Annotated in this window: 2 rRNA genes; both read right to left on the bottom strand. The window is 54.9% G+C overall.

What is annotated here, in order from left to right:
- Window positions 1-10 precede the first annotated feature (10 nt).
- Window positions 11-128, bottom strand: a 5S ribosomal RNA gene (gene rrf / locus H6A13_RS13135).
- An 87-nt stretch (window positions 129-215) separates the two neighbouring features.
- Window positions 216-415: ribosomal RNA gene (locus H6A13_RS13130) — 16S ribosomal RNA — on the bottom strand; the annotation flags it as partial.

Raw genomic sequence — 415 nt, 5'->3', positions numbered from 1 at the left:
CTTTTTTTATTCCTGGCAGCCACCTGCTCTCCCACACCGTCTCCAGTGCAGTACCATCGGCCGCTTAGGGCTTAACCATCGTGTTCGGGATGGGTACGGGTGTTTCCCCCAAGCGCATCGCCACCAGGAGTCCCTCGACGCTTTTGACAGCTGTCTCGAATCTGACTCTGATAACTACATAATAAACAACGACCCCTACTTCTCTTCTTCCTTAGAAAGGAGGTGATCCAGCCGCACCTTCCGATACGGCTACCTTGTTACGACTTCACCCCAGTTATCGGTCCCGCCTTCGACGGCTCCCTCCTAAAAGGTTGGGTCACCGGCTTCGGGCGTTACTGACTCCCATGGTGTGACGGGCGGTGTGTACAAGACCCGGGAACGTATTCACCGCGACATGCTGATTCGCGATTACTAG

This window comes from Mordavella massiliensis, assembly GCF_016902415.1.
Lineage (GTDB): Bacteria > Bacillota > Clostridia > Lachnospirales > Lachnospiraceae > Merdimonas > Merdimonas faecigallinarum.
Note: the sequence above shows the minus strand (reverse complement) of the source record. Positions and strands in the feature narration are given on the sequence as shown.